Raw genomic sequence first — 22,072 nt, 5'->3', positions numbered from 1 at the left:
AAAACCCGAAAGAAACCAGAGCTAAAATCTGACAATCAAAAAAGCCTTTACATTACAACAAAGAAAGGACGGCGAAGGCTCTCATGGAAGCTGTTTCACCGATTAAACGGGCCGCGATAGACGGAGTTGAGCTGTATTACGAGCATTATGAAAATCCCGGCAGACAGACACTCGTCTGCGTACACGGTTTTTTATCTTCGGCATTCAGCTTCAGAAAACTGATCCCGCTGCTCAGAAACCATTATGATATTATCGCCGTTGACCTGCCTCCTTTCGGGCAATCGGAAAAGTCACGGACATTCGTATATACTTACGCAAACCTCGCCAAGCTTCTGATCGGACTTCTGGAAAAGCTCGGTATCAGCCGGGCCGCACTCATCGGCCATTCAATGGGCGGCCAGATTTCCTTATCCGCGTCTCTTCTCAGACCCGAGCTTTTTTCTAAAATCATCCTGCTGTGCAGCTCGGGGTATTTAAAGCGCTCGCACCCGTCGATTATATTCGGGACGCATCTCCCTTGTTTTGACCTGTATCTTAAGTATTGGCTTTCAAAAGACGGCGTGCTGAACAACCTGTTAAATGTCGTTCACGACCGGACGCTTATCGATCAGGAAATGATTGACGGTTACGAAAAACCATTTACAGACCGCCAGATTTTCAAAGCGATGACAAGGTTTATCAGACACAGGGAGGGCGATTTAGAGCCCGAGGATTTGAAGAAAGTGCAAAACCCCGCTCTTTTAATCTGGGGAGAAGAAGACCGTGTCGTTCCGGTCTCAGTCGGAAAACGGCTTCATGACGACCTGCCGGATTCCATTCTGTATTCACTCAAGGATACGGGGCACCTCGTACCCGAAGAGCGCCCGGAGTTTGTTTCGGAGCGGATTTTTGAATTTATTCAATAAGAAAACCGGCGGAACCGCCGGTTTTTAAGGGGTGCAGGAGCTGCTTTCTTTTATGGACAGAAGCTGCTCGGCGGCCTTTTGGCAGCCTTCGATCGGAAGCTTTTGCTCAAATGAAGCTTCAAAGATATCCTGAATGGCTGCTGCCAGCTTGTCGGCACGGTCTTCACTGTAGACGGCCTGAACGATGTCGACAGCTTCTGTCTCATAAAAATCTTCTCCATATTTAAACGGGTCCCACTTGGCAATGATTTTCATCATTGCCATGACCGCTTGGCTTTCTTCCATTTTCATCACCGCTTATAATAAAGTTTGCAATTCTATTTTATCATAGATACGCTGTGCAAAATAATGATACTACAGGAGTGACATACATGAACTTTGATCTTCGAGAAAACCGTCTTGGCACACAATCGGTGAAATGGGACAAGGCGGAAGCGTTATTCGGCGTATCGGATGCGCTTCCGATGTGAGTTGCCGATATGGATTTCCGCGCTCCCGAAGCGGTCACTGACGCCTTAAAAGCCCGCCTTGACCACGGCATATTCGGTTACACGTCTCCTGACGAAAACACAAGAGAAGCCGTCGCTTCATGGCTTGAGACGCGGCACGGCTACCGGCCCGATCCCGCAAGCATCGCGTTCAGTTCCGGTGTTGTCACGGCAATCAGCATGGCCGTACAAGCCTTTACCGAACCGGGCGATCCGGTGTTGATTCAATCACCGGTGTATACGCCTTTTTATCAGATGATCAAGGAAAACAAACGGCAGGTTTTACATAACCCATTACGGGAAGAAAACGGCGTCTACTGCATGGATTTTGAGGATCTTGAGAAAAAGCTGAGCGATTCTGAGGTCAAGCTGATGATTCTTTGTAATCCCCACAATCCGTCCGGCAGAGCGTGGAGCCGGGATGAGCTTATGAAGCTCGGATCGCTGTGCGCCGCCCATAACGTCACCGTCGTTTCTGACGAGATACATTCCGACTTGATGCTGTACGGAAAGCCGCATACGCCTTTCGCTTCTCTGTCTGAGGAGTTTGCGCGGATTTCCGTTACTTGTGTCGCGCCGAGCAAGACGTTTAATATTGCCGGCATTCAGGCATCCGCCATTATCATTCCCGATCGGTATAAGCGGGCGAAATTCTCCGCCGCATTGCATCAGAACGGGATTTCCAGCCTCAACACATTTGCGGTTGCAGCAATCGAAGCGGCCTATACAAAGGGAGGCCCTTGGCTTGACGCGCTGATTCCTTACATTGAAGGGAATATGAAATTGGCTGAGGACTTTTTAAGAAAAGAATTGCCGAAAGTCCGCATGATGAAGCCTGACGCTTCCTATTTGATCTGGATGGATTTCAGCGAATACGGATTTTCGGATGCCGAGCTCAAAGAAAGAATGCTCAAAAAAGGGAAAATCATATTAGAGCCGAGAACAAAATACGGACCGGGCGGCGAAGGATTTATGAGACTTAATGTCGGCTGTTCAGCCGCCGCCGTAAAAGAAGGGCTTGAGAGAATGAAAGCAGCGCTCGCTTAGCAGCGGAAAGAACGCCTTTATCAGATGAGATAAGGGCGTTCGCTTTAGAGAAATATATACTTTTTTTTCCGGTAAAGATGTTATAATAGATTCATATTTACATAGGAAAGGATTTCGCATAAATGGAGATTGTAAAGGATTACCTGCTTCACTTCTCTTTTATTTTATTCCCTATTTTTCTTTATCAAGTCTTCTGGCTCAGCAAGCCTGATTTGCTTGTGCCGAGAGCGAACCGCCTGCTGGTCGCCGTATTTGCAGCGTCATCTTCCTTATTATGTACGGCTTTTCCCATCGAGGAGCTTCATTCCGTCCGTTACGGTTTGCAGCTGATTCCCATTATCGTCTGCCTGCTTTATTCCGGTACCGCCGCAGGACTTGCCGCAGGGGCGGCATCCGTTTTTTTTCAGCTCATATGGTTTGAACCTTCCGCTCTTTTTTTCTTATCCTTAATTCCTTTTTTAATCATCATCCCTATCCAGCTCCAAACGAAATGGCCTTTTTTTTCAAAGCGGAAGAAACTGTTTTTCGCTCTTCTCATCGGCTGCACTGAAACCGCCTTATTAACCGCATCTGTCTTCATCTATTCCGCGACCAATATTTTCAATTTTCAAAATCCACCTTCCGTTTACTATGAGGCGGCAGTATCTGTTTTTTTTCAAGTCAGCGCCCTTTTGCTGTGCATTTATTTGATTGAGATCATTGATGAGAATGCATCCATGCGGGCAAGGCTGATTCACTCAGAAAAAATGGCCGTCGTCAGCGAACTTGCGGCAAGCGTCGCCCATGAAGTCCGCAATCCGCTTACGGTCGTCAGAGGTTTTGTGCAGCTGCTGTTCAGCGGCGAGCAGCTTCAGGACAAATCCCACTCCGGATATCAGAAACTTGTGCTGTCCGAACTCGACCGGGCTCAGACGATCATTACGAATTATCTCGATATGGCGAAGCAGGATGACTATGAAAAAGAAAAGTTTGATATTTCTCTGCTCGTAAAGGAAACAGGTTCCTTAATGGAGTCTTATGCCCATTTTAAATCGGTGACCGTGACTGTTCAAAGCGAGCCTGATTTATATGTGTGCGGCGATGTAAAAAAACTGAAACAGGCCTTCATTAATCTGATTAAAAACAGTATTGAAGCCGTGCCCTCTGAAAACGGCCGAATCGAGGTCTCCGTCCAAAAACAGGAAGAGATGATTCTCATTCAGATTACGGATAACGGAATCGGCATGTCCGATGAAGAACTGCAGAAACTCGGCAAACCGTATTATACGCTGAAAACGAACGGCACCGGGCTCGGGCTTACCGTGACATTCTCGATTATTCAGCATCATGAAGGCTCCGTCTATTTCACCAGCGGCGAGCACTCGGGCACAACGGCCTCAGTCAGGCTTCCGGCAGCTGTTCACTAGCCAACCGCGTTGATCTTTTATAGAATAACTAGAGAGAGGTGAACGCTATGAATACGTTTGAAATCGGCACAATCGTAAAAGGGTTTTATAAAACAGGAGCATACATAGGGGAAGTGACAGACGTCAGGCCCAATCACTATTTAGTGAAAATTAAAGCCGTTCTGACGCATCCCGCTCAAGGAGACCTCCATCATCCGAAGCAGGCGGATGTTCCGTTTTTTCATGAAAGAAGAGCGCTTGCATTCGGGGAACAGACAAACATACCGCATCAGATGGTCAAACCGTTTGATGGCGAGGTGCCTGATTATACGGCTTCCTTACAAGCGGCGTCTGCCCGGCTGAAAGATCAGCTTACAGCGGACGGCTCAGAATGGGCGGAACGTTCGCTCGACAACTTGGCCGCGTTAGAGCGTGACTATTTTAAAAGAACTTGACCCAGTCGGCATGATTGGGTTTTTTTATGTGGCCCGGCGAAACAGTTCAGTCAGATCGACGCGATCACCGATCGTCGGAGGTTTCGGTTTTTCAAGATATTGTTTATCCCGCTCGACAAGCTTGAATAATTTGTATGTCGTCCGCGCATCATCCAGCGCTTTATGATGGGTGCCCGTCCCTTTATCGCCATACTCTTCTGCCGCTTTCCAAAGGCCGGTCAATGTTCTGTCGCCGAAGAAGTTTTTGTATTCAAGGGACAGATCCCTAAGTTCTCCTTTGAACGGAAAAGGGATGTGGTTAAACATGCAATTTTGCTTTAACACTTTCATATCCATATTGCCCCAGGTGACGATCGTGCAGTTTTTATCAGGATCAAGCTCATTTAATTTGCGGATGAATTCATTAAACGTGATTCCGCCGTCCACGTCTTTTTGGGTGATGTTCAGAAAGGTTTTGCATCGTTTCGTCAGCTTCGGAAATTTTTTCGGTTTGATATAACTCGAAAACGTTTCAGTCACTTCATCATTCACCGTCTTGACAATTCCCGCTTCAATAATTTCGGGAAAGAAATTTTGCGGGCTGTATTTTCCGTCAGGCATTGTAAATTCAAAATCAATAATGAGCAGACTGCGCTGATCCACTTTTTTTACACCTGCCTTTCCTCCGATCAAAAATGATATTTTATGATAGTATATCAGTTTCCCCTCTGAAACTTTCTTCATTTTCTAAAAATAATGAATTTTCCTATATCCGCATCGAAAATACAAATACCGGATTCATTCCTATATACTTATGATTAGACACACGAAAAGTAAAGAAGGTGATGTTATTTCTGTCCGTAAGAAGAACTTCGTCGTCATTTGGATTACAAATTTCTTTATTTCCGCCAGCATGACCATGATTGTTCCGTTTCTTTCGTTATATATCGAAACGATCAGCCCCCATTCGGGCGGGTATGTGCAGAGATGGAGCGGGTATGTGTTCGGCGTCACGTTTTTAATGGCGTTTGTGATTTCCCCGTTTTGGGGCAGATTCGGCGATAAGCGCGGCTACAAAAAAATTCTCTTGATTACAGGAACCGGCATTGCCGTCAGCATTTTATTGATGGGGTTTGTGACATCCGTTTATCAGCTGTTTGTCCTGCGGCTGCTTATGGGTCTAGTAACAGGCTTTGTTCCGACATCGCTTGCCATGATTTCGGCGCAGACGCCGAAAGAGACTGCCGGGAAAACGCTCGGCACCCTGCAGATGGGTCAGGTGTCAGGCACTTTATTCGGACCGATGCTGGGCGGGCTGCTCGCTGACAGCTTCGGGTTTACGTACACATTTTTTATTACGTCTTTTGTCATTTTCGCTTCTGTGCTTCTCGTTTTATTTCAGGTGAATGAGCAGCCGCTCGGCGAGAAACAAAATAAGCGGAAAACCTACTCCAGAAAACAGGTGCTCTCTTATATTTTTCACCAGCCCGCGCTTTGGGCGATGATGGTGCTTACTATGATCGTGCAGACCGGCAATTTCAGTATTCAGCCGCTGCTCGCTTTATATGTCAATGAGCTGCACGGACCTGTTAATTTAGCTTTTTTCTCCGGAATGGCGTTTTCAGCGACCGGACTCGGAAGCTTATTGCTTGCCCGGAAATGGGGGGACTTCGGCGACCGCTTCGGCCACAGCCGGATCTTAATCGTGCTTTTGATTGCCTCAGCGGTGTTTTTCATTCCGCAGGCGCTCGCCTCCTCCCTCTCCATTCTGTTAGTCTTCAGATTTCTGTTCGGCATGGTCATGGGCGGCACGCTCCCCTGCATTACGGCCGCGATCCGCGTCAGGGCGCCGGGCAGCATCCAGGGAGAGGTGCTCGGCTATAACGTCAGCTTTCGTTTTCTCGGAAATGTGCTCGGCCCTCTGCTCGGAGGTGCGGTCTCAAGCGGTTTTTCCATTTCGGCTGTTTTCTACGTCACCGCCTTTCTCTTTTTAATAGGCGCGGGGCTTTTATGGATGGCGGGACATCTGCAAAAGGATACAGCGTCAAATGCGGGCTGACCGGCAGCGATCACGATTTCTTCTAAATTTAACCTTCTCGTATTCTTAAAAGAATGATACGATATGGCTAGAAATCAGGAGAAAAGAGAGTGACCATGGTACGTAAAATAATCGGATGGATTTTGCTGCTCGGCATTATCCCGTTGTGTGCATTTACAGTTATTGCTTCCGGCAAAGAGGTAAAACAAATCAAGCCTTTTGATCAGGTGCTCGATAAACATATTGATTTAAAAGCGATCAACCTGGTTCAAAACAGTTACATGTATGACAGGGACGGAAGCCTTGTTTCTGAGATTGTCAGCGATCATGAGAACCGCGTGATCGTGCCCTTTAATAAAATACCGAATGAGGTAAAACAACTGTTTTTAACCTCTGAAGACCGTCATTTTTATGAGCATAAAGGGTTTGACTTTATGGGGATGGTCAGGGCGGCCGCCTCCAATTTCAAAGATCATAAAATTGACCAGGGCGCCAGCACCATCACCCAGCAGCTGGCAAGGAATGTGTATTTAAGCCATGAACGCACCTTCAGCCGAAAACTGACGGAGCTGGCCTATTCCTATCAGCTTGAGAAAAAATACAGCAAAGATGAGATTTTAGAAGGCTACTTAAATACGATTTATTTTAATAACGGCGTATACGGTGTCGGTTCGGCGGCACAATTTTATTTCAGCAAGCCGCTGAAATCTCTCACTTTGGGAGAGATGGCCTTTATCTGCGCCATCCCTAATAACCCTACATTATATGATCCTCTCAAGCATTTTGATTATACGAAAAAACGACAAGTCAGATTGCTTAACGGATTAAAAAAAGCAGGCGTTATATCCGGGAAACAGCTGAAAAAAGCCGAAAAGGAAAAGATCAAGCTTGATATAAACGAAAAAACAAATAAATATCCTGACTATGTTTCCTATGTAAATGATGAATTCACACAGCTTGTTTCATCATCTGAAGGCTATGACAAACGTCTTGAAAAAGCTTCCGGAAAGGCGAAACAAAAAATACAGAGTGAGCTTTCAGACAGAGTCAGCACATTGTTAAAAGACGGCGTGAAGATTTATACGGCGCTGAATCCGTATATGCAAAACCAGGTCGTCGCCCAAGTGAATCAAAATCTGCCGTATGCAGGCGTCCAGGGCGGAGCGGCCGTGATTAATCATCAGACACATCAGATTATCGCGCTTTCAGGCGGGAAAGATTATCATAAATATGATTTCAACCGCGCCTATCAAGCATACAGACAGCCCGGTTCTTCCATTAAGCCGCTGCTTGATTACGGACCTTACATTGAAAAGACCGGCGCAACGCCACACAGCAAGATTGACGCAAGCAAATTCTGCAGTGCGGATTACTGCCCGCAGAACTACAATAACCGCACGTACGGTACGGTCACGCTGGAAACGGCGTTTAAATACTCGTACAACACACCGGCCATCAGAATCATGGACCGCGTCGGCGTCAATAAGGCGTTCAGCTACCTTGAACCGTTTCATTTCGCGAAGCTGGTCAGCGCGGATTACCGTCTGCCCGCGGCGCTTGGCGGTTTTACAAACGGCATGACGCCGCTTGAAATGACCAATGCGTACACCACGTTCGGCAACAACGGCGTTTATACGCCGAGTCACGCGATTACAAAAGTGACTGATTTAAAAGGAAAAACGATATTAAAATGGAAAGATGAGCCGACGCAGGTATTCAGCGTGCGGACCAACATGCAGATCAAAGAAATGATGAAAGCCGTCGTCAAAAGCGGTACAGGAAAAAAAGCGAACTTTAAAGCTCCGTACGTCGGCGGAAAATCAGGAACGTCAAATGACTATCACGATATGTGGTTTGTCGGTCTGACGGACGCTTATACGATGGGGGTATGGGTCGGCAAGGATACACCGTCAAGCGTCGAATATCTTCATGACGCAAGCCCTCAGCTTTCGATCTGGAAAAACACGCTGCAGGCAGCTTATTAAAGATAACGGAGGGGATCCGCTTTGAAACCAGCTCAGCTTCCGGACCGCGTACTTTTGTTTGACGGCGTCTGCAACTTATGCAGCGGCGCCGTTCAATTCATCATTAAACGCGATCCGGCCGGCAAAATCTCATTTGCTTCATTGCAATCAGATACCGCCCGGGAGCTTTTGGCATCAGAAGGACTTCCGACAGAACAATTTGACAGCATGATTTTTATCGAAAACGGGCGGATATACAAAAAATCCGCAGCCGTGTTAAAGGTTTCCCGTCATCTCCGCGGAGCCTGGCGGCTGTCAGCGGTTTTTTTCGCAGTGCCCCGCCCCCTCAGGGACAGAGCCTATTCTTTCATCGCCCGGCGCCGTTACAAATGGTTCGGAAAAAGGGAAGCATGCATGCTCCCCTCCCCTGAGATCAAAAATAGATTTCTGTCTTAACAAAAATGGCTAGCTTACACAGGTAAGCTAGCCATTATGCTATTATAAAGCTTGATAAAGATGTACAAAATACCGATAACAAAAGTAAACCAAAACAGAATTTCAAGCAATATAAAACCGATCAGCGAAACGATAGAGAGTGTCGAATAGATTCTGTACACCATGAAAATCAAATAAACGAGCGTAACAACGGCAAATAACGCCGCAATCCAAAAACCATTCTGCACGAGCGCAAAGGAAAGAATTCCTCCGCCTACATAAATTAAAGAGCCTAATCTGATTTTTTTCAGATTGTCCCCCTCAGGGTCATTTGTGAAAAACAAAAGAGACAGCTCTGTCACTGTGTTTGCAATCAGCTTCAAAGCCGAAAAAAGCATAAAATACACAAGGGCGAACGCTGCAAAAAGCGCCAGTCTGATCCCTTTCTCAGAGAAATAATCCAGCATCCCCTGATACATGCCGAGCGTCTGAAGTATTTTCATGACATAAAGCGAGGTAGAAATGGATAATGACGAACTAAAAAGCAGAATCGCAACGAGCGGAAAATAACCCGTCCAATAAGTATTTTTCATATAAAAAGTCCCTTTCTGTAATCTACCTCACTTATTATGGAGGACTTAAAACACATTGACAAGATAAAAAATACCATTTTTCCTCACTTTTACGAAATAAGGGCCTGATCTTCACAAACCGGCTTTTTCGGAGTAAAGTAGAACGCGGGAATGATAAACGTAAGGAAGGCTGTTATGAAAAAAACATTAAAATTGCAAACCCGATTAACGATATTCGTCTGTATTGTCGTCCTTATCGCACTTTGTATCACCTTTTTCACGATCAGCGTCCAAACAGCAGACCGCGTGAAAGAAGAAGAACGGACAACCGCGCTGCGCACCGCAAAGCTGGTCGCGGAAACACCGAGTGTCGCGCAGGCATTGCAAACAAGAAAAGGGCTGAAAGAGCTCCGGGATTATACATTAGACGTCCAGCATACGACAGGAACCGAATTTGTCGTGGTGATGGATATGAACAGCATCCGCCTCACCCACCCCGACGCAAATAAAATCGGGAAGAAATTCACCGGCGGAGATGAACAGCCGGCGATGCACGGCCATATCAAAACGAGCACATCAGCGGGAACGCTCGGAAAATCCATGAGAGCCTTCGTACCGATCTATGGAAAAGATAAAAAACAAGTGGGCGTCGTTTCGGTCGGAATTTCGCTTAACAAAATACAGGATGTCGTCAGCCACAGTTTGAGACCGCTTTATTTCATCATCTGCGTAAGTATTTTTGTCGGCGTCATCGGAGCCGTCATTGTCGCCCGCACCGTCAAAAACATTATGTACGGTCTTGAGCCTTATGAAATCGCCACCCTCCTGGAAGAGCGGAGCGCCATGCTCGAATCAACGAAGGAAGGCATTCTGGCGGTTGACGCGCGGGGAAAAATAAAACTCGCCAATGCAGAGGCGAAACGGCTTTTTATTAAAATGGGTATTCCGACTAATCCGGTCGATCAAGATGTGAACGATATTCTCCCGAAAAGCCGGCTGAAACAGGTGATTGAAACGAAAAAACCGCTTCAGGACAGGGATATCCGCATTAACGGACTTGAGCTGGTCTTTAATGAGGTTCCGATCCATCTGAAAGGACAAACCGTCGGAGCGATCGCCACGTTCAGGGACAAAACGGAGGTCAAACATTTAGCAGAACAGCTGTCCGGTGTTAAAATGTATGCAAACGCATTAAGAGCCCAGTCTCATGAATTCATGAATAAGCTTCATGTCATTTTAGGGCTTGTCCAGTTAAAAGAATACGATGATCTCGGCACTTATATTAAAGACATTGCCATTCAGCAGAAGACGGAAACAAGCGAGATTATAAGTGATGTCAAAAGTCCGGTTCTCGCAGGGTTTCTTCTAGGAAAACAAAGCTACATACGCGAACAGGGTGCTGATCTGGACATTCAGCTCGGCAGCCTGATCCCGAATGCGGCGGATCCGGCCGTCATCCATGAGCTCATTACGATTATCGGAAACCTGTTAAACAACGCGCTCGACGCAGTGGCGCAGATGCCGAAAAAAAATATTACGTGCTCGATGCGGTTTCAGGATCGCCAGCTTGATATAGAGATTACGGACACGGGAGCCGGAATGTCTGCGGCAGACCAAGCCCGTATTTTTGAACAAGGTTATTCCACGAAAGGGACAAACCGGGGGTTCGGCCTCTATTTCACCCAGCAGGCAACAGAAAATTTAAAAGGCCATATGATTGTGACAAGTGAAAAGAATGAAGGAACGACTTTCAGTCTTCGCATTCCGTATGAACCGAAGGAGGAAAATGATGATTAATGTACTCATAGTTGAAGACGACCCCATGGTGGGTGAATTAAATAAGCGCTATCTCAGCCAGATTGAAGGATTTCAGCTGAAAGGGATCGCATCATCCTTTCAAAGCGCGCTGCACGTGCTGAGCGAGCATCATATCGATCTCATCCTTCTTGACATTTACATGCCGGGAAAAAACGGGCTTGAGCTTTTAACGGAAATCCGCAAGCAGAATGAATCGGTTGATGTCATCGTCATTTCGGCCGCAAGCGAGCTGGACGTCATTAAAAAAACGCTTCGGTACGGCGCCGTCGATTATTTAATCAAACCATTTGAATTTGACCGCTTTCAAACCGCTCTTTCCGACTACAGACGCAAGCAGAAAGTTTATCAATCACACAGAAGCATGACACAGAAAGAATTGGATGCCGAGCTTTTTCAAAAGAAAGAAGCGGCGGAAAAGGTTCACCTTCCGAAGGGATTGACAAAGAGCACGCTTAAACTCATCTGGGCGAGCATTGAGTCTTTCGGCGACAGTTCTTTTACTACGGAAGATCTCGCCAAGCATACTGAGATCTCGCAAGTCTCCATCCGGAAGTACCTTAAATTTCTGGAAGACATTCAAGTGCTGAATGTAGAGATGGCGTACGGCACAATCGGAAGGCCCGTCTTTCAATACCATATCAACACAGGCAATGTCAGCAGCATCAAACAATATTTATAATGTCAAAAAGCGCCGTTCCGCTGTGAACGGTGCTTTTTTACTGTCATATCCCGTGACAAAAGGCTTGAGATTCCTTTTTTGTATGCTATATAAGGATAATGACCCGGCTGATCCTCCTCTGTTTTAACCAGATGAGGAAGCCGATTCATAAAATTGATATTTTTTAAAAAATAAGCAAATTTCTATTTATTTATGGCGGGTAAAATGATAAATTATGATTGGTTAGCAGATCTTTTCAGATAAGTCATAAGTCCCAAACCCGGAAGAGACAGCCGCTCAAGGCGGGAAAAAGAGAGACGTCTCATCACTATTATCAGAAAGTTTTTTCGATTCTGCATCCGGTACGGGGACTCAAGTCTGAATTGAACGGCACAGCCATATTTTACAGGGGGGTTATATCTTTGAAAAAACGCAAAATCGGAATGGCGATGGCGCTCATCGCGGCGGCCGGAACCATATTAAGCGCATGCGGTTCAAGTGACAAAGCAAACGGCTCCGGCAGCAAAAACTTTACCGTCGGCATGGTAACGGATATCGGCGGTGTCGATGACAAATCATTTAACCAGTCCGCCTGGGAAGGCATCCAGGCATTCGGAAAAGACAACGGGCTTACAAAAGGCAAAAGCGGTTTTGACTATCTTCAATCAAAATCAGATGCAGATTATACAACGAACTTAAATAAATTAGCGCGGGAACACTTTGACCTGATTTACGGCGTCGGGTATCTGATGCAGGATTCCATTAGCGAAATCGCCGATCAGCGCAAAGACACAAATTTTGCGATCATTGACGCCGTTGTCAAAAAAGACAACGTGGCGAGCCTTACATTTAAGGAACAGGAAGGTTCATTCCTCGTGGGAGCGGCCGCTGCGCTATCGAGCAAAACGGGAAAAGTCGGATTCGTGGGCGGAATGGAGTCTGAATTGATCAAAAAATTCGAAATCGGCTTCCGCGCGGGTGTACAAGCCGCAAATCCGAAAGCGACCGTCGAAGTGAAATATGCGGGCGGATTTGACAAAGCCGATGTCGGCAAGGCGACGGCTGAAAGTATGTACAAATCAGGCGTTGACGTTATTTATCACGCGGCCGGCGCAACGGGAACGGGCGTCTTCACAGAAGCGAAAAATCTGAAAAAAGAAGATCCGAAGCGGAACGTATGGGTTATCGGTGTTGATAAAGACCAGTACGCGGAAGGTCAAGTCAAAGGCACAAAAGACAATGTCACTCTCACATCAATGGTCAAAAAAGTGGATACAGCCGTAGAGGACTTAACGAAAAAAGCAAGTGACGGGAAATTCCCGGGCGGCAAAACATTAACATACGGTTTGGCGCAAGATGCAGTCGGCATCTCGGATCACAAGGAGAACCTTTCTGACGATGTCATCAAAGCAACAGACGATTGGAAGAAGAAAATCGCGGACGGACTCGAGATCCCTTCAACTGAAAAAGAATTGAAATCCTTCAAGGCTGAGTAAGAACCAGGGGATAAGGAGACTTCCGTGCTTATCCCCTCTCTTTTTTGAAAAGAGCGGTGAAGGAAAAGCTGCATCTCTTGCAGCTTTTCTTTTGCCAAGCTCTTTCTCATCAAAGTATCTCTGAAAAGGAGCGACAAAAATCGGTGGATTATATCATTGAAATGCTGAATATACGCAAGGAATTTCCCGGAATCGTCGCCAATGATGACGTCACGCTTCAAGTGAAAAAAGGCGAAATACACGCCCTTCTCGGTGAAAACGGCGCCGGAAAATCGACACTCATGAACGTTTTATTCGGTCTGTATCAGCCGGAAAAAGGCGAGATCCGGGTGCGGGGCGAACGCGTTCACATCAACAGCCCGAACAAAGCCAACGATCTCGGCATCGGGATGGTGCACCAGCATTTTATGCTTGTGGACACCTTTACCGTCTCAGAAAATATCATTCTCGGAAAAGAGCCGAAAACATTCGGCCGAATTGACAGACAGCGCGCCGACCGGGACGTGCGCGATATTTCCGACCGTTACGGCCTGCACATTGATCCTGAAGCCAAAGTTGCCGATATTTCCGTCGGTATGCAGCAGCGGGCGGAAATATTAAAGACCCTCTACCGGGGCGCCGACATTCTCATTTTTGACGAGCCGACCGCGGTGCTGACCCCGCACGAAATTCAAGAACTGATTCAGATTATGAAAAATCTTGTCAATGAAGGAAAATCAATCATCCTCATCACCCACAAATTAAAAGAGATTATGGAAGTCTGCGACCGTGTCACCATCATCCGGAAAGGAAAAGGCATTACAACACTCGATGTCGCACATACGGATCAAGATGAACTGGCAAGCCTTATGGTCGGACGCGAAGTGTCATTCAAGACGGATAAACAAGCGGCCGATCCGAAACAAGAAGTGCTTTCACTTTCTGATGTAACGGTTAAAGACGCGCGCGGCGTTGAGGCGGTCAAACAGCTCTCCCTCTCAGTCAGAGCCGGTGAAATCGTCGGCATTGCGGGCGTTGACGGAAACGGCCAGTCTGAATTAATTGAAGCCATTACAGGTCTCAGAAAAACGAATGCCGGCACGATCACGTTAAACGGCAAACAGCTGCAAAACATGCCGCCGCGGAAAGTCACTGAAGCCGGCATCGGGCATATTCCGCAGGACAGGCATAAACACGGGCTCGTCCTTGATTTTCCGATCGGAGAAAATATCGTGCTGCAAAGTTATTACCAAAAGCCCTACTCTTCTTTCGGCATATTAAATAAACACACGATTTATGACAAAGCGCGAAACCTGATTAAAGAATACGATGTCAGAACACCTGATGAATATACGCCTGCGCGCGCTCTCTCCGGAGGGAATCAGCAAAAGGCCATTATCGGCCGGGAAGTGGACAGAAATCCGGATCTTTTAATTGCGGCCCAGCCGACGCGGGGACTCGATGTCGGCGCGATTGAATTCATCCATAAAAAGATCATTGAGCAGCGTGACGCCGGTAAAGCGGTGCTTCTGTTATCTTTTGAACTTGATGAAATAATGAATCTCAGCGATCGCATCGCCGTCATCTTTGAAGGCAGCATCATCGCAAACGTCAATCCGCTTGAAACAAACGAGCAGGAGCTCGGGCTTTTAATGGCGGGAAGTAAGCAAATGGAGGCGGGGAAAACACATGATTAATCGACTTTCTCATCTGGCTGTGCCGCTGATTGCGATCATCCTTGGATTAGCTGCGGGTGCGGTCATCATGCTCGCCAGCGGCTACAATGTCGTAAGCGGGTATTCGGCTCTTTGGAGCGGCATTTTCGGTGAAGTGTATTACATCGGGGAATCGATCCGGCAGATTACGCCATATATTTTGTCCGGATTGGCCGTGGCATTCGCATTTCGGACCGGCCTGTTTAATATCGGGGTTGAAGGACAGCTCCTTGTCGGCTGGACCGCTGCGGTGTGGGTCGGCGCTTCCTTTGACGCCCCCGCTTACATCCACCTTCCGCTTTCGTTATTGGCGGCTGCGGCTGCGGGCGGCATTTGGGGCCTGATTCCCGGATTTTTAAAAGCCCGTTTTTTTGTCCACGAAGTGATTGTCACGATCATGATGAATTATATCGCTCTTCATTTAACCAATTATCTCATTTCCGATGTCATGACGGACCACCGGGACAAAACAGACAAAATTCATGAAAGCGCGTCGCTCCGCTCGCCGTTTTTAGAGCAGCTGACAGATTACTCCCGCCTTCACTGGGGCATTCTGATCGCTCTGTTTGCGGCAGTCCTCATGTGGTTTATTATTCATAAAACAAAAAGCGGATTTGAATTCCGGGCTGTCGGCTTTAACCAGCACGCCGCGCAATACGCCGGAATGAGCGTCAGAAAAAATATGATGTACGCCATGATGATTTCCGGCGCCTTCGCAGGGCTTGCCGGCGCGATGGAAGGACTCGGAACCTTTCAATACGCGGCGGTTAAGGGCGCCTTTACCGGCGTCGGCTTCGATGGCATTGCGGTTGCGCTTCTCGGCGGCAGCACGGCAATCGGCGTTGTTTTGGCGGCATGTCTTCTCGGCGGCCTTAAAGTCGGAGCATTAAATATGCCGATTGAATCCGGCGTGCCTTCTGAAGTCGTTGACATCGTCATTGCCATTATTATTTTGTTTGTGGCATCAAGCTACGCCATCCGTCTCATCCTTGATAAATTGAAGAAAAAGGGGGCGAAGTAAGTGGACTTCCTGCAGATTTTATCCATTATTGTCCCGGCAACACTCGTATATGCGGCTCCGCTTATTTTAACTGCTCTCGGCGGTGTGTTTTCTGAAAGATCTGGAGTTGTCAACATCGGTCTTGAAGGACTGATGATTATCGGCGCCTTTACAAGCGTCATGTTCAACTTATTTTTCGGACGCGAGCTTGGCGCCGCCGCTCCGTGGCTCGCCTTGGCTGCGGCTATGATTGCCGGCGGACTGTTCTCACTGATCCACGCGGCCGCCGCGGTTTCTTTCCGCGCCGATCAGACGGTAACCGGTGTGGCGATCAATATGCTCGCGTTAGGAGCGACACTGTTTATCGTCAAGCTGATCTACGGAAAGGCCCAGACTGATAAAATCCCGGAGCCCTTTTACAAAACGAACATTCCCGGGTTAAGCGATATTCCGGTTTTAGGAAAGATTTTCTTTTCCGACGTATATTATACGTCGATTTTAGCCATCGTACTGGCCTTTGTTTCCTGGTTTATTTTATTCAAAACGCCGTTCGGCCTCCGCATCCGTTCTGTCGGGGAACATCCGATGGCGGCCGATACGATGGGAATCAACGTGTTCGGCATGCGCTATATCGGCGTCATGATCAGCGGACTGTTCGGCGGGCTCGGCGGCGGTGTGTATGCTTCCACGATCGCGCTTGATTTCACGCACTCCACCATTTCCGGGCAAGGCTTTATCGCTCTCGCCGCGCTGGTTTTCGGCAAATGGCATCCGATCGGCGCGCTCGGGGCGGCGCTGTTCTTCGGGTTTGCGCAGAGTTTGAGCATTATCGGCTCGCTTTTGCCTCTGTTCAAAGATATTCCGAATGTATACATGCTGATGGCTCCTTACATTCTGACCATTCTCGCGCTTGCCGGCTTCATCGGCCGCGCGGATGCGCCTAAGGCCAACGGCATCCCTTACATTAAAGGAAAACGCTGATTGCCACAAAAAAAGAGTTCCGCACCCCGGTGCCGGAACTCTTTTCATCTATATACGATTCTGATATACTCACGCGGCTGAAACGGTGTTTGCATTGATTCAGCCGCACTCAGTTTATCTTCCGCGTATTCCGCACCGAGAAAAAAACGCTCCCATTTATCCGCCTCCGTCTGCTGCCTCCCTTTGCAGAAATCTTCCGCTATGAATGTTCCTGCGATAATAGAACAAAATATTCCAATACAGGCCGCCGCCTTTCTCTTCATCTGATCAGCTCCTTTTTTAAAAGCTTGATCTGAAAGATAAATGTATATACAAAGATCAGGATATTTGATAAATTTATTTTAGGTTCAAAAGACCACAAAATAACAGAAAGGAATACATTATGCCGTAGCAGGGTAAAAAAAAGTGCGATATAATTTGTACTGGGTCCTATGACCGTGAATTGATTGATTCACTCTTACATAAAGCAGTTGCTTGATGAAAAAACAAGCAAAGGAGGTCTTCTGTTGCAGCTGTTACATTTCGCGATTTTGGCGCCTTTTTTATTTGCATTTATCGTTCCCTTTCTTTATAAACGGGTAAAACAAGTCCATACAGGCTGGTTTGTGCTGATAGTGCCCGTTGTGCTGTTTGTTTACTTTATCAGCAAGCTCCCTGTCACAATGGCCGGAGAAACCGTCCGGTATGCGGCCGAATGGATTCCGTCACTCGGTATTAACTATACCGTTTATATTGACGGACTCGGGCTGTTATTCGCTTTATTGATTACGGGCATCGGCTCTTTGGTGACGCTTTACAGTATTTTTTACTTATCGAAGGACAAAGAAAAGCTCGGCCCCTTTTATGTGTACCTGCTGATGTTTATGGGCGCGATGCTCGGCGTTGTGCTCGTCGATAACGTTATCGTTCTTTATATGTTCTGGGAGCTGACAAGCCTGTCATCCTTCTTATTAATCGGGTATTGGCATAAGCGGAAGAAATCACGCTACGGTGCGGAAAAGTCACTGCTGATTACCGTCGGCGGCGGGCTGTGCATGCTCGGCGGCTTTATCCTGCTGTATCTGATGACGGATTCTTTCAGTATCAGGGAAATGGTCAACCAGGTGCATATTATCGCAGGCCATCCGTTCTTTATTCCGGCGATGGTTCTCCTGTTATTGGGAGCCTTTACGAAATCAGCGCAATTTCCGTTTTATATCTGGCTGCCTGATGCCATGGAGGCGCCGACTCCTGTCAGCGCCTATCTGCACTCGGCTACAATGGTGAAAGCGGGCATTTATGTGATTGCCAGATTCAGTCCGGTTTTTGCATTTTCACCCGTCTGGTTTTGGACGGTTGCCTCAGTCGGTCTGATCACGATGGTATGGGCTTCCTTCAATGCGATTAAACAAACCGATTTAAAAGCGATTCTGGCATTTTCCACAGTCAGTCAGCTCGGTATGATTGTATCGATGCTCGGCGCAGGAGCCGCCGCGCTTCATTACCAGCATTCAGAATATTTTACGGCGGCTGTCACCGCGGCTGTGTTTCACTTAATTAACCATGCTACTTTTAAAGGAAGTTTATTTATGGCGGTCGGCATTATCGACCATGAAACGGGAACACGGGACATCCGCAGGCTCGGCGGCCTGATGGCGCTTATGCCGGTAACGTTCACCGTTTCACTGATCGGAACGTTTTCCATGGCCGGCCTCCCTCCGTTTAACGGCTTTTTAAGTAAAGAAATGTTCTTTACAAGTATGCTGCGGATTGCTCATGCAGATATTTTCAGCCTGGATACGTGGGGCGTGCTGTTCCCCGTTCTCGCATGGATCGGGAGCGTCTTCACTTTCATCTACAGCATGAAGCTGTTTTTCAGAACGTTCAGCGGCGCGCGCAAACCTGATCAGCTTGAAAAGACGCCGCATGAAGCACCGCTCGGCATGCTGATTTCGCCGGTCATCCTTGCCGCTTGCGCCGTCAGTCTGTTTTTTGCACCGAACGTTTTGTCTTACAGCCTGATTGAACCGGCGATGAACTCCATTTATCCGGCTCTGTTAACCGGCGGAGATACATTTCATGTTCATATTTCCCAGTGGCACGGGGTGACGGCTGAGCTAATGATGACCCTCGGCATCATCATTGTCGGCACGATCGGTTACGTAACGCTGTCTAAATGGGAGCGGCTGTACGGTCTGTTTCCGAAAAAACTGACGCTGAACCGGCTCTACGATGCGGTGAGGGGCAGTATGGAAAAAAGGTCTTACCAGCTGACGTCATCTTACATGACCGGATTTTTGCGGGATTATCTGCTGTATATTTTTGCGGCGTTTATCATTCTTATCGGAACGGCGTTCGTCATGAAAGGCGGCTTTTCCATGACATCGAAAGGAATGGCTGAAATCGGCCTGTATGAAATCGTGCTGTCCCTCGTTATGGTGAGCGCAACGATTGCGACTGTGTTCGCCAAATCGCGGCTGACGGCCATTATCTCACTCGGTGTTGTCGGGTACACACTCGCGCTGTTTTTCGTGATTTTCAGAGCGCCCGATCTGGCGCTCACGCAGCTCGTCATTGAGACGATATCCGTCGCCTTGTTTCTTCTTTGTTTTTACCATCTGCCGAAAATGCGGCGGAAAAAGAAGACAAGAACATTCCGGATGACGAATTTTATCATTTCTCTCGGTGTCGGCGTCATCGTGACAATGCTCGGAATCGCGTCTTCCAGCGAAAAAACAAAAGACAGCATCTCCTCCTTTTTCACCGCTTACAGCCATAAGCTCGGGGGAGGAAACAATATCGTCAACGTCATCCTCGTTGATTTCAGGGGATTTGATACGATGTTTGAAATCACGGTGCTGTCGATTGCCGCACTCGGGATTTACGGCATGATCAGAACGAAAGTAAAAGAGGAGGGAGAAGAGCGTTGAGACAGCAAAAAACAAACGACATCATCCTTCAGACGGCAACGAAGCTTGTATCTTTTATCATTCTGCTTTTCTCTTTCTATTTATTTTTATCGGGGCATAACGCTCCCGGCGGAGGATTTGTCGGCGGGCTGATTACGTCTTCGGCCATCGTGCTGTTGCTTTTGGCCTTTGATTTAAAAACCGTCAAATCGATTTTGCCCGTCAATTTTATTTATGTGGCGGGCGCGGGTCTGCTTATCGCGATTGCAACGGGTGCAGGTTCGTTCTTATTCGGAGCACCCTTTCTCACCCATACATTCGGCCATTTTCATCTCCCTGTGCTTGGGAATACGGAGCTTGCGACGGCCACTTTGTTTGATTTGGGTGTATATCTCGTTGTTGTCGGCGTGACGATGACCATTATTCAAACGATTGGAGAGGAAGAATAATGGAAATCTTAATGTCTGTCATTGCCGGTATTTTGTTTATGGCGGCAACCTACCTGCTGCTTTCTAAAAGCCTGCTGCGCGTGATTATCGGCACCGCGCTTTTAAGCCACGGCGTCCATTTGCTGCTTCTGACCATGGGCGGACTGAAAAAAGGCGCTCCTCCCATACTGGGCGGAAAAAGCACGTCGTTTGTCGATCCGCTGCCGCAGGCACTCATACTGACGGCGATTGTTATTTCGTTCGGCGTCACGTCCTTCCTGCTTGTGATGGCGTTTCGCGCCTATCAGGAACTGAAAACGGACGAAATGGATCGAATGAGGGGAAATGATCAACATGAATAACTTTGTGATATTGCCTATCCTGGTGCCGCTGCTTGCCGCAGTGCTGCTGATTTTTATGAACAGGCGCGTGATGCTGATGCGGATATTCAGCACTGCCGCTTCCTGTGTCTCCATCGTCATCAGCGCCGCTCTCGTTCAGACGGTTTTCACACACGGGATTCAGACGCTGACACTCGGCGGATGGAAAGCGCCGTACGGCATTGTGCTCGCCGCGGATCAGCTTGCCGCACTGCTTGTTTTGACAACCGCCATAATCGGGCTGCTCGTCACCCTGTACTCCTTCCGCTCCATCGGAGAAAAAAGGGAGCGCGCTTTCTATTATTCAGGAGTGCAGTTTCTTCTGGCCGGCGTAAGCGGAGCGTTTTTGACGGGTGACCTGTTCAACATGTACGTCTTTTTTGAGCTTCTGCTTATCGCGTCCTACATGCTGATCGTGCTTGGCGGAACGAAAATTCAATTAAGAGAATCATTGAAGTATATCGTGTTTAACATTGTGTCATCCGCGTTTTTTGTCATCGGTGTCGGTTACTTATACGCGGTGACGGGCACGCTGAATATGGCTGATCTAAGCGTAAAAATAAGCGAATCGGGCCAGACCGGGCTGATCACCGTCATCGGCGTCCTGTTTCTCGTCGTATTCGGTTTAAAGGGCGGGATATTCCCGCTGTATTTCTGGATGCCGGGCTCTTATTACGCCCCGCCGGCTGCGATTTCGGCTTTATTCGGGTCTCTTTTGACGAAAGTCGGCCTGTATGCCATTTTAAGAGTATTCACCCTGATTTTTATTCACGATACGGGCTTTACCCACCAATTGATGATGTGGCTTGCGATGCTGACGGTGCTATTCGGCGTAATCGGATCTATCGCCTTTTCGGATGTCATGAAAATCGTCATCTACAATATTATTACAGCCGTCGGCGTGATTTTGTTCGGCATTGCCATGAACACGCCTGCCTCCATTCAAGGAGCGGTTTATTACTTGATTCACGATATGCTGATTAAAGGAGCGCTGTTTATGCTTGCCGGCACGCTTATCGCATTGACAGGCACTGCCAGCCTGCATAAAATGGGCGGACTGATCACCCGTTATCCCGTTTTGGGATGGATGTTCTTTATCTCAGCCATATCTTTGGCCGGCATCCCGCCGTTCAGCGGATTTGTGGGCAAGCTGAAGATCGCGGAAGGCGGGTTCGATAAGGGGGAAACATTGTTTTCCGTATTGATTCTCTTATCAAGCCTGCTTGTGCTCTATTCGGTGCTGAAGGTTTTCACGACGGCTTTTTGGGGGGAAGAAAAAGAAATTCCGGGCGCAGGCGGACGGTCCGCAAAAGGACTTCTTTATCCGGCAGCCGCTTTTCTCCTTTTGTCGCTTCTGTTCGGGCTCGGAACCGAATGGGTTTCACCGTATGTCAATCAGACGGCTGAGAATCTGCTGAATCCGGAAAAATACATTGAAGCTGTTTTGAAGGAGTAGATGGC

The 22,072-nt window shown here is 47.7% G+C and carries 20 protein-coding genes and 1 pseudogene; 17 read left to right on the top strand and 4 right to left on the bottom strand.

Features of this window, described 5'->3' with window-relative positions:
- Positions 1-83: 83 nt before the first annotated feature.
- A complete protein-coding gene (locus OQ477_RS16085; protein ID WP_265973161.1) occupies positions 84-905 on the top strand; it encodes an alpha/beta fold hydrolase in 822 nt (273 codons plus the stop codon).
- 24 nt (positions 906-929) lie between these two features.
- On the opposite strand, the gene OQ477_RS16080 is transcribed toward OQ477_RS16085, so the two are convergent.
- Positions 930-1,190, bottom strand: a complete 261-nt coding sequence (locus OQ477_RS16080) for a DUF1871 family protein (protein WP_182071950.1) — start codon at positions 1,188-1,190, stop codon at positions 930-932.
- Positions 1,191-1,276: 86 nt separating this feature from the next.
- Between OQ477_RS16080 and OQ477_RS16075 the strand changes: the two are divergent.
- From OQ477_RS16075 to OQ477_RS16065, 3 genes and pseudogenes are all read left to right on the top strand, one after another.
- Positions 1,277-2,440, top strand: a pseudogene (locus OQ477_RS16075) (MalY/PatB family protein).
- Positions 2,441-2,562: 122 nt separating this feature from the next.
- Complete coding sequence (locus tag OQ477_RS16070) at positions 2,563-3,846, top strand: sensor histidine kinase (protein WP_265973160.1); 1,284 nt, start codon at positions 2,563-2,565, stop codon at positions 3,844-3,846.
- Positions 3,847-3,893: 47 nt separating this feature from the next.
- Positions 3,894-4,280 carry a kinase-associated lipoprotein B gene (locus OQ477_RS16065; protein WP_015240473.1) on the top strand — a complete coding sequence of 129 codons (387 nt, stop codon included), beginning with the start codon at positions 3,894-3,896 and terminating at the stop codon, positions 4,278-4,280.
- A 24-nt stretch (positions 4,281-4,304) separates the two neighbouring features.
- Here OQ477_RS16065 and kapD read toward each other — a convergent pair whose 3' ends face one another.
- The gene (gene kapD, locus OQ477_RS16060; RefSeq protein WP_003152084.1) at positions 4,305-4,922 is read right to left on the bottom strand and encodes a 3'-5' exonuclease KapD; all 618 of its coding nucleotides are present in this window, start codon (positions 4,920-4,922) and stop codon (positions 4,305-4,307) included.
- Positions 4,923-5,073: 151 nt separating this feature from the next.
- Between kapD and OQ477_RS16055 the strand changes: the two genes are divergently transcribed.
- The 3 genes from OQ477_RS16055 (at position 5,074) to OQ477_RS16045 (ending at position 8,717) form a co-directional block, all read left to right on the top strand.
- Positions 5,074-6,318 (top strand): multidrug efflux MFS transporter, encoded by a 1,245-nt coding sequence (locus OQ477_RS16055; RefSeq protein ID WP_076983608.1) that lies wholly within the window; start codon positions 5,074-5,076, stop codon positions 6,316-6,318.
- An 89-nt stretch (positions 6,319-6,407) separates the two neighbouring features.
- Complete coding sequence (locus OQ477_RS16050) at positions 6,408-8,282, top strand: transglycosylase domain-containing protein (RefSeq protein ID WP_012118304.1); 1,875 nt, start codon at positions 6,408-6,410, stop codon at positions 8,280-8,282.
- 21 nt (positions 8,283-8,303) lie between these two features.
- Positions 8,304-8,717: a thiol-disulfide oxidoreductase DCC family protein gene (locus OQ477_RS16045; protein ID WP_014305710.1), complete on the top strand. Its 414-nt coding sequence runs from the start codon at positions 8,304-8,306 to the stop codon at positions 8,715-8,717.
- Positions 8,718-8,731: 14 nt separating this feature from the next.
- Here OQ477_RS16045 and OQ477_RS16040 read toward each other — a convergent pair whose 3' ends face one another.
- Positions 8,732-9,289, bottom strand: a complete 558-nt coding sequence (locus tag OQ477_RS16040) for a YufK family protein (protein ID WP_007408662.1) — start codon at positions 9,287-9,289, stop codon at positions 8,732-8,734.
- 174 nt (positions 9,290-9,463) lie between these two features.
- On the opposite strand from OQ477_RS16040, the gene malK reads away from it, so the two are divergent.
- From malK to nupQ, 6 genes are all read left to right on the top strand, one after another.
- Positions 9,464-11,065: a malate sensor histidine kinase MalK gene (malK, locus tag OQ477_RS16035; protein ID WP_029326022.1), complete on the top strand. Its 1,602-nt coding sequence runs from the start codon at positions 9,464-9,466 to the stop codon at positions 11,063-11,065.
- Complete coding sequence (locus OQ477_RS16030; RefSeq protein WP_029326021.1) at positions 11,058-11,765, top strand: response regulator; 708 nt, start codon at positions 11,058-11,060, stop codon at positions 11,763-11,765. Before malK ends, OQ477_RS16030 begins: the two co-directional genes overlap by 8 nt.
- Before the next feature lie 401 nt (positions 11,766-12,166).
- On the top strand, positions 12,167-13,240 hold the full coding sequence (locus OQ477_RS16025) for a BMP family lipoprotein (RefSeq protein ID WP_007408665.1): 1,074 nt from the start codon (positions 12,167-12,169) through the stop codon (positions 13,238-13,240).
- 143 nt (positions 13,241-13,383) lie between these two features.
- Complete coding sequence (locus tag OQ477_RS16020) at positions 13,384-14,916, top strand: ABC transporter ATP-binding protein (RefSeq protein WP_265973159.1); 1,533 nt, start codon at positions 13,384-13,386, stop codon at positions 14,914-14,916.
- Positions 14,909-15,955 carry an ABC transporter permease gene (locus OQ477_RS16015; RefSeq protein ID WP_012118308.1) on the top strand — a complete coding sequence of 349 codons (1,047 nt, stop codon included), beginning with the start codon at positions 14,909-14,911 and terminating at the stop codon, positions 15,953-15,955. The genes OQ477_RS16020 and OQ477_RS16015 overlap by 8 nt, the downstream gene beginning before the upstream one ends.
- Entirely contained in the window at positions 15,956-16,915 is a 960-nt protein-coding gene (gene nupQ, locus OQ477_RS16010; protein ID WP_003152071.1) for a guanosine ABC transporter permease NupQ, read from the top strand.
- Between the two features lie 44 nt (positions 16,916-16,959).
- Here the strand turns inward: nupQ and OQ477_RS16005 are convergent, their stop codons facing one another.
- The gene (locus OQ477_RS16005) at positions 16,960-17,178 is read right to left on the bottom strand and encodes a hypothetical protein (RefSeq protein ID WP_265973158.1); all 219 of its coding nucleotides are present in this window, start codon (positions 17,176-17,178) and stop codon (positions 16,960-16,962) included.
- Between the two features lie 243 nt (positions 17,179-17,421).
- Here OQ477_RS16005 and OQ477_RS16000 point away from each other — a divergent pair, with 243 nt between their 5' ends.
- From OQ477_RS16000 to OQ477_RS15985, 4 genes are read left to right on the top strand one after another with little or no spacing between them, the layout of a single operon-like run.
- Positions 17,422-19,824 carry a Na+/H+ antiporter subunit A gene (locus OQ477_RS16000; RefSeq protein WP_265973157.1) on the top strand — a complete coding sequence of 801 codons (2,403 nt, stop codon included), beginning with the start codon at positions 17,422-17,424 and terminating at the stop codon, positions 19,822-19,824.
- Entirely contained in the window at positions 19,821-20,252 is a 432-nt protein-coding gene (locus OQ477_RS15995; RefSeq protein ID WP_007613424.1) for a Na(+)/H(+) antiporter subunit B, read from the top strand. The genes OQ477_RS16000 and OQ477_RS15995 overlap by 4 nt, the downstream gene beginning before the upstream one ends.
- Positions 20,252-20,593, top strand: a complete 342-nt coding sequence (locus tag OQ477_RS15990; protein WP_032876807.1) for a Na(+)/H(+) antiporter subunit C — start codon at positions 20,252-20,254, stop codon at positions 20,591-20,593. The genes OQ477_RS15995 and OQ477_RS15990 overlap by 1 nt, the downstream gene beginning before the upstream one ends.
- Positions 20,586-22,067: a Na+/H+ antiporter subunit D gene (locus OQ477_RS15985; protein ID WP_038459658.1), complete on the top strand. Its 1,482-nt coding sequence runs from the start codon at positions 20,586-20,588 to the stop codon at positions 22,065-22,067. The genes OQ477_RS15990 and OQ477_RS15985 overlap by 8 nt, the downstream gene beginning before the upstream one ends.
- Positions 22,068-22,072: the final 5 nt, after the last annotated feature.

The sequence above is a fragment of the Bacillus sp. ChL18 genome, from assembly GCF_026241425.1.
In the GTDB taxonomy this organism is placed as follows: Bacteria; Bacillota; Bacilli; order Bacillales; family Bacillaceae; genus Bacillus; species Bacillus velezensis.
The sequence above is the reverse complement of the archived record's forward strand: the minus strand, read 5'-3'. Positions and strand labels throughout refer to the sequence as shown.